Origin of the sequence: Saccharopolyspora oryzae (assembly GCF_027853915.1) — a bacterium.
Lineage (GTDB): Bacteria > Actinomycetota > Actinomycetes > Mycobacteriales > Pseudonocardiaceae > Saccharopolyspora > Saccharopolyspora oryzae.
The window spans coordinates 264,149-270,337 of record NZ_JAQGLA010000002.1; the positions used below are offsets into that span (position 1 = coordinate 264,149).

Annotated in this window: 7 protein-coding genes; 2 read left to right on the forward strand and 5 right to left on the reverse strand. The window is 70.8% G+C overall.

The window, feature by feature from the left end:
* Positions 1–90: 90 nt before the first annotated feature.
* From der to cmk, 3 genes are read right to left on the reverse strand one after another with little or no spacing between them, the layout of a single operon-like run.
* A complete protein-coding gene (der, locus tag OU415_RS02580; protein ID WP_270946866.1) occupies positions 91–1,521 on the reverse strand; it encodes a ribosome biogenesis GTPase Der in 1,431 nt (476 codons plus the stop codon).
* Positions 1,518–2,192: a lysophospholipid acyltransferase family protein gene (locus tag OU415_RS02585; RefSeq protein ID WP_270946867.1), complete on the reverse strand. Its 675-nt coding sequence runs from the start codon at positions 2,190–2,192 to the stop codon at positions 1,518–1,520. Before OU415_RS02585 ends, der begins: the two co-directional genes overlap by 4 nt.
* The gene (gene cmk, locus OU415_RS02590; RefSeq protein ID WP_270946879.1) at positions 2,189–2,908 is read right to left on the reverse strand and encodes a (d)CMP kinase; all 720 of its coding nucleotides are present in this window, start codon (positions 2,906–2,908) and stop codon (positions 2,189–2,191) included. Before cmk ends, OU415_RS02585 begins: the two co-directional genes overlap by 4 nt.
* Before the next feature lie 147 nt (positions 2,909–3,055).
* Here cmk and OU415_RS02595 point away from each other — a divergent pair, with 147 nt between their 5' ends.
* Positions 3,056–3,538 carry a cation:proton antiporter regulatory subunit gene (locus OU415_RS02595; protein ID WP_270946868.1) on the forward strand — a complete coding sequence of 161 codons (483 nt, stop codon included), beginning with the start codon at positions 3,056–3,058 and terminating at the stop codon, positions 3,536–3,538.
* A 119-nt stretch (positions 3,539–3,657) separates the two neighbouring features.
* On the forward strand, positions 3,658–4,836 hold the full coding sequence (locus tag OU415_RS02600; RefSeq protein WP_270946869.1) for a cation:proton antiporter: 1,179 nt from the start codon (positions 3,658–3,660) through the stop codon (positions 4,834–4,836).
* 57 nt (positions 4,837–4,893) lie between these two features.
* Here the strand turns inward: OU415_RS02600 and OU415_RS02605 are convergent, their stop codons facing one another.
* Both OU415_RS02605 and scpB read right to left on the reverse strand, forming a co-directional pair.
* Positions 4,894–5,652, reverse strand: coding sequence for a pseudouridine synthase (locus OU415_RS02605; RefSeq protein WP_270946870.1), 759 nt, complete (start codon positions 5,650–5,652; stop codon positions 4,894–4,896).
* Positions 5,642–6,189 (reverse strand): SMC-Scp complex subunit ScpB (scpB, locus tag OU415_RS02610; RefSeq protein WP_270946871.1); only part of this gene is annotated, 548 nt, incomplete at its 5' end. The genes scpB and OU415_RS02605, both read right to left, overlap by 11 nt.

Genomic DNA, 6,189 nt, shown 5'->3' on the forward strand with positions numbered 1-6,189 from the left:
GAAAGGGTTGGTCAGCAGACTAGCGGGGTGGTGCGCACGCAGCGCGCACACCACCCGGCCCACCGTGATCAGCGGTCGGGCAGACCCCGCTCAGCGGCGCCCGTCCTTGCCCTTGCGCTCGCGGACCCGCACCGAGATCCGCACCGGGCTGCCGACGAACCCGAAGGTCTCGCGCAGCTTGCGCTCCAGGAAGCGCCGGTAGCCGGGCTCCAGGAAACCGGTGGTGAACAGCACGAACGTCGGCGGCCGGGTCTGCGCCTGGGTGGCGAACAGGATCTTCGGCTGCTTGCCGCCGCGCACCGGCGGCGGGTTGGCCGCGACCAGCTCGGACAGCCAGCCGTTCAACCGGCCGGTGGGCACGCGGGTGTCCCACGAGTCCAGCGCGGTGCGCAGCGTCGGCGCGAGCTTGGCCACCGCACGACCGGTCTTGGCCGAGACGTTGACCCGCTCGGCCCAGCGCACCCGGACCAGCTCGCGGTCGATCTCCTTCTCGAGCATGTGGCGGCGGTCCTCGTCGACCTTGTCCCACTTGTTGTAGGCGATGACCAGCGCCCGGCCCGCCTCCTCGACCATGGAGATCACCCGCAGGTCCTGCTCGCTGATCGGCTCGGACCCGTCGATGAGCACGATGGCCACCTCGGCGGCCTCGATGGCGGCCTTGGTGCGCAGCGAGGCGTAGTACTCGGTGCCGCTGGCGGTCTTGACCCGCTTGCGCAGACCCGCGGTGTCGACGAACTTCCAGGTGTCGTCGCCCAGGTCCACCAGCGAGTCGACCGGGTCGACCGTGGTGCCCGCTTCGTCGTGCACGACCGAGCGCTCTTCGCCGGTCAGCTTGTTGAGCAGGCTCGACTTGCCCACGTTCGGCTTGCCGACCAGCGCGACCCGCCGCGGCCCACCGGTGGCGCCGAACACCTCCCGCGGGGTCTCCGGGAAGACCTCCAGCACGGCGTCGAGCAGGTCACCGGAGCCGCGGCCGTGCAGCGCGCTGACCGGCATCGGCTCGCCCAGGCCCAGCGACCACAGGGAGTGCACGTCGGCCACCCCGCGCTGGTCGTCGACCTTGTTCGCGGCCAGCAGCACCGGCCGCTTGGAGCGGCGCAGCACCTTGGCCACGGCTTCCTCGGTCTCGGTCGGGCCCACGCGGGAGTCGACCACCAGCAGGATCGCGTCAGCGGTGTGCATGGCCAGCTCGGCCTGCGCGGCCACCGAGGCCATCATCCCCTTGGCGTCGGGCTCCCAGCCGCCGGTGTCGACCACCGTGAACCGGCGGCCGTTCCACAGCGCGTCGTAGGCCACCCGGTCTCGGGTCACTCCGGGGGTGTCCTGCACGACGGCCTCACGACGACCCAGCAACCGGTTGACCAGCGTGGACTTGCCCACGTTGGGGCGGCCGACCACGGCCAGCACCGGCTGCGGAACCGGCGGTGCGGCGTCCTCGGGGCCGGCGACCCCGTCGAACTCGGCCCACTCGGTCTCGTCGGACCACGTGCCGTCCAGGCCTTCCAGCGACTCGTCGGTCACGCTCGTTTCCCTCTCACATCGTCTTCGCGGTGGTCGGCGACCAGCCGGTCCAGTTCGGCGATCAGCTCGACCAGTTCGTTGCGCACCGCTTCGGTCGCGGAGACCAGGCCGGTGCGGCCCTTGCCTGCGGGCAGCGCGACCGGCTCGCCGAACAGCACGTCGATCCTGGGCAGAAGCCTACGGCCCCGCCCTTCCGGACGCCGCGTGCCCCGGACGGCGACCGGCAGCACCTGGGCACCGGAGGCCCGCGCCAACCAGGCCGCGCCGTGCTGCGCGTTCTCCGCGTCACCGGACCCGCGGGTGCCTTCGGGGAACACCCCGACCAGCCCGCCCGCCTTGAGGACCCGCACCGCGGTCAGCAGCGGCGTGCGGTCGGCTTCACCGCGCCGCACCCCGATCTGCCCGATCTGGCGCAGGAACCAGCCCAGCGGGCCCTTGAACATCTCCTGCTTGATCAGGAACACCGCGTTGCGCGGCAGCATTCCGATCAGCAGCGGCCCGTCCAGCAGCGAGCTGTGGTTGGCCACCATCACCACCGGGCCGGTGCGCGGGATCCGCTCGACCCCGTGGACGTGCACCCGGAAGGGAATCCGCACGATCCGCCGCGAGATCCACTGGCCGAACCGGTGCATCCGGGGCGAGGCACCCTCGGGCAGCGTCTGATCGCTCATGCCGGTCCCCCGTCGGTCAGCAGGCCGCGGCTCTCGACGTGCTTGTGCAGCTGCTCGAGCACGCCCGCCACGTCCAGTTCAGTGGTGTCCAGCTCCAGCGCGTCGTCCGCCTTGCGCAGCGGCGCCACCTTGCGCCCGGAGTCCAACGCGTCCCGGCGCTGCACGTCGGCGTGCGTGCGGTCCAGGTCGCCGGTCCGGCCCTCGGAGACGTCCTGGGCGGTGCGCCGCTGAGCGCGGGCGGACGAGGAAGCCGTCAGGTAGACCTTCAGCCCGGCGTCGGGCACCACGACGGTGCCGATGTCGCGGCCTTCGACCACGATGCCGCCTGGCTCGGACAGCGCCTGGCCGATCAGCTCGCGCTGCAGCGCGACCAGCTGGTCCCGCACCTCGGCGACCGCGGACACCGCCGACACCGCGCCGGTCACCTCGGGACCGCGGATCTCCTGGCCGACGTCCTGACCGTCGAGCAGCACCGAGGGCCGCTCCGGGTCGGTGCCCATGGTCAGCTCAGCCGCGCGCACCACCCGCACGACCTCGGCCACGTCCGACGGCTCGACCTGCGCGCGCAGCACGGCCAGCGTCACGGCGCGGTACATCGCACCGGTGTCGAGGTAGATCGCCCCCAGCGCCGACGCCAACTTGCGCGACACCGTCGACTTGCCGGTGCCCGACGGACCGTCGAGGGCCACCACACCGCGGAGCTTGGCGTGTGCCACGTGCTCTTCCTCCTGCTCGTCGCCGCACCCGGCCAGCGGCCGGACCAACCGTCCATTCTGCCTGGTCCCCGGCCACGGGTCCCAATCGCATCCCGATCCACCCGAACTGGCGGACGAAAGGGATGGATCACCGAATATGGTGGATGGGTGGACGTAACAGTGACTCCGCTGCCGGGACTCGGCACGCAGCAGGACTTCACCACCCGCTCCGGCCACCGCATCGGTGTGATCACCTACCGGGACGGCCGGTTCGAGCTGATCGTCTCCGACCACGAAGACCCGGACAAGGTCGCCGCCTCGGTCGACCTGACCACCGCCGAGACCAGCGCACTGGCGAACCTGCTGGGCGCTCCGCAGCTGGTCGCGAAGCTCTCCGAACAGCAGCGCGAGGTCACCGGGGTCACCACCTGGCAGCTGCCGCTCGCACCGGGTTCGCCCTACGACGGCCGCAGCCTCGGCGACACCGAGATGCGCACCCGCACGTCGGTGTCGATCGTCGCGGTGGTCCGCGACGGCACCGTGCACGCCTCGCCCCGCCCGGACTTCGAGTTCGCCGGCGGCGACCTGGTCGTCGTCGTGGGCACCAGCACGGGCCTGAAGGCGGCCAGCGAAATCCTGGAGAAGGGCTGATCCCAGCCCGCTCCGCCTTCCCGGTCACCGACCGGGACACGCGTGGCCAACGGCGTTCCGCGCGTGCTGATCCCACAGGACAACTCCATACGCAGTAACACGCGAGAGGAAACACCACGGTGCACGACACGGCGATCTCGTTGATCGAGCTCGGCGCGGTTTTCTTCGGTCTCGGCGTGCTCGGCAGGCTCGCCTGGAAAATCGGGGTTTCCCCGATCCCGCTCTACCTGCTGGGCGGACTCGCGTTCGGCACGGGTGGGCTGGTCCCGCTCCACGGCATAGAACCGTTCACCCACCTGGCCTCCGAGATCGGCGTGGTCCTCCTCCTGCTGCTGCTGGGTCTGGAGTACTCCGCGGGCGAACTGGTCACCGGGCTGCGCCGCTCGTGGTTAGCGGGCCTGATCGACATCGCGCTCAACGCGATTCCCGGCGCGGTGGTCGCGCTGATGCTGGGCTGGGGCCCGATCGGCGCGCTGACCATGGCCGGTGTCACCTACATCTCCTCGTCCGGCATCGTCGCGAAGGTCCTCGGGGACCTGGGTCGACTGGGCAACCGGGAAACTCCGGTGATCCTGTCGATCCTGGTCTTCGAAGACCTGGCGATGGCCGTCTACCTGCCCATCCTGACCGCCCTGCTGGCCGGGGTCAGCTTCCTCGGCGGGCTCACCGCGGTCGGGGTGTCGCTGGTGGTGATCACCCTGGTGCTGGTGATCGCGCTGAAGTTCGGCAAGTACGTCTCGGCGCTGATCGACAGCCCGGACCCCGAGGTCTTCCTGCTGCGGCTGCTGGGTTCGGCCCTGCTGGTCGCAGGCATCGCCTCCGAGCTGCAGGTCTCGGCCGCGGTCGGCTCGTTCCTGCTGGGCATCGCGATCTCCGGTTCGACCGCGGCGAACGCCACCCGGATGCTGGAGCCGCTGCGCGACCTGTTCGCCGCGCTGTTCTTCGTGGTGTTCGGGTTGAACACCGACCCCGCAGAGATCCCGCCGGTGCTGCCGGTGGCGCTGGCGCTGGCGGTGATCACCGCGGCGACGAAGATCCTCACCGGCTGGATCGCCGCGCAGATGCAGGGCGTGGGCCGGATGGGTCGAGCCCGGGCCGGTGCCGCGCTGGTGGCGCGCGGTGAGTTCTCCATCGTCATCGCCGGACTGGCGGTGGCCTCGGGCGCGGTGTCCGGTGAACTGGCCGCGCTGGCCACGGCCTACGTGCTGCTGATGGCGATCCTCGGCCCGGTCGCGGCTCGGGTCGTGGAGCCGGTGGCCCGCCTGTTCGTCAAGCGCACCGCCACCCCCAAGGCCTGAGAAGGCGAAGAGGCCGCCGATCTCCGAGGAGCTCGGCGGCCTCTTGCACTGCGCGGATCACATGCCGACGATGCGGTACAGCGAGCCGACTTCCTGCTGGTTGAGCGGACGGATCGCGCCCTGGCGCTCCGTGGTCAGGCGGACGTCGCCGATGCGGGTGCGCACCAGGCGCTGCACCGGGTGACCGACGTGCTTGAGCAGTCGACGCACGATGCGGTTGCGGCCCTCGTGCAGCACGATCTCGACCAGCGCGCGGTTCTGGTTGGTGTCGACGACCTTGAAGCGGTCCACCTTCACCAGACCGTCCTCCAGCTCCACGCCGTCGCGCAGCTGCTGGCCCAGCTCCTTCGGGACCGGGCCGATGACCTCGGCCATGTAGGTCTTGCGCACCTGGTAGGACGGGTGCATCAGCCGGTTGGCCAGCTCGCCGTCGTTGGTGATCAGCAGCAGGCCCTCGGTGTCCTGGTCCAGCCGCCCGACGTGGAACAGCTTGCCCTCGCGCTCCCGCAGGTAGTCACCGATGCACGGGCGCCCCTTGTCGTCGGACATGGTGCACAGGATGCCGCGCGGCTTGTTGAGCAGCAGGTGGGTCAGGTTGTTGTTGACCATGATCCGGCTGCCGTCGACGTGGATCACCGCGGTCGCCGGGTCGACGCGGCGACCGAGTTCCATGACGACCTCGCCGTTGACCTCGATGCGCCCCTCGACGATCATCTCCTCGGCCGCGCGCCGCGAGGCCACACCGGCCTGGGACAGCACTTTCTGCAGGCGCACGCCTTCCTCGGCGGCGTTGGACGGGCGGTTCTCAGACGTCATCGATCGAATCCACTTCGGGCAGCAATGGGGCGAGCGGCGGCAGATCCTTCAGCGACGACAGGCCCAGCCGCTCCAGGAACAGCTCCGTCGTGCAGTACAGGTTGCCGCCCGTCTCCGGGTCGGTCCCGGCCTCTTCGATAAGGCCGCGCCCCACCAGGGTACGGATGACGCCGTCGACGTTCACACCCCGTACGGCCGCCACCCGCGATCGGGTCACGGGCTGCCGGTAGGCGATGACGGCCAGCGTCTCCAGCGCGGCGCGGGTCAGCTTCGAGCGCTGCCCGTCGAGCAGGTAGCGCTCGACGTAGGGCGCGTAGGTCTCCCGCGTGTAGAACCGCCACCCGTCGCCGACGCGGCGCAGGTCGATGCCGCGCTCGGCTTCGGCGTAGCTCTCGGACAGCCGCCGCAGCGCCTGGCGGATCCGCCGGACCGGCTGCTCCAGGGTGTCGGCCAGCAGTTCCTCACCGGCGGGCACGTCCACCACCAGCAGCAACGCCTCCAGCGCGGCGTCGAGCGCGTCATCGGACGTCAGGTCCG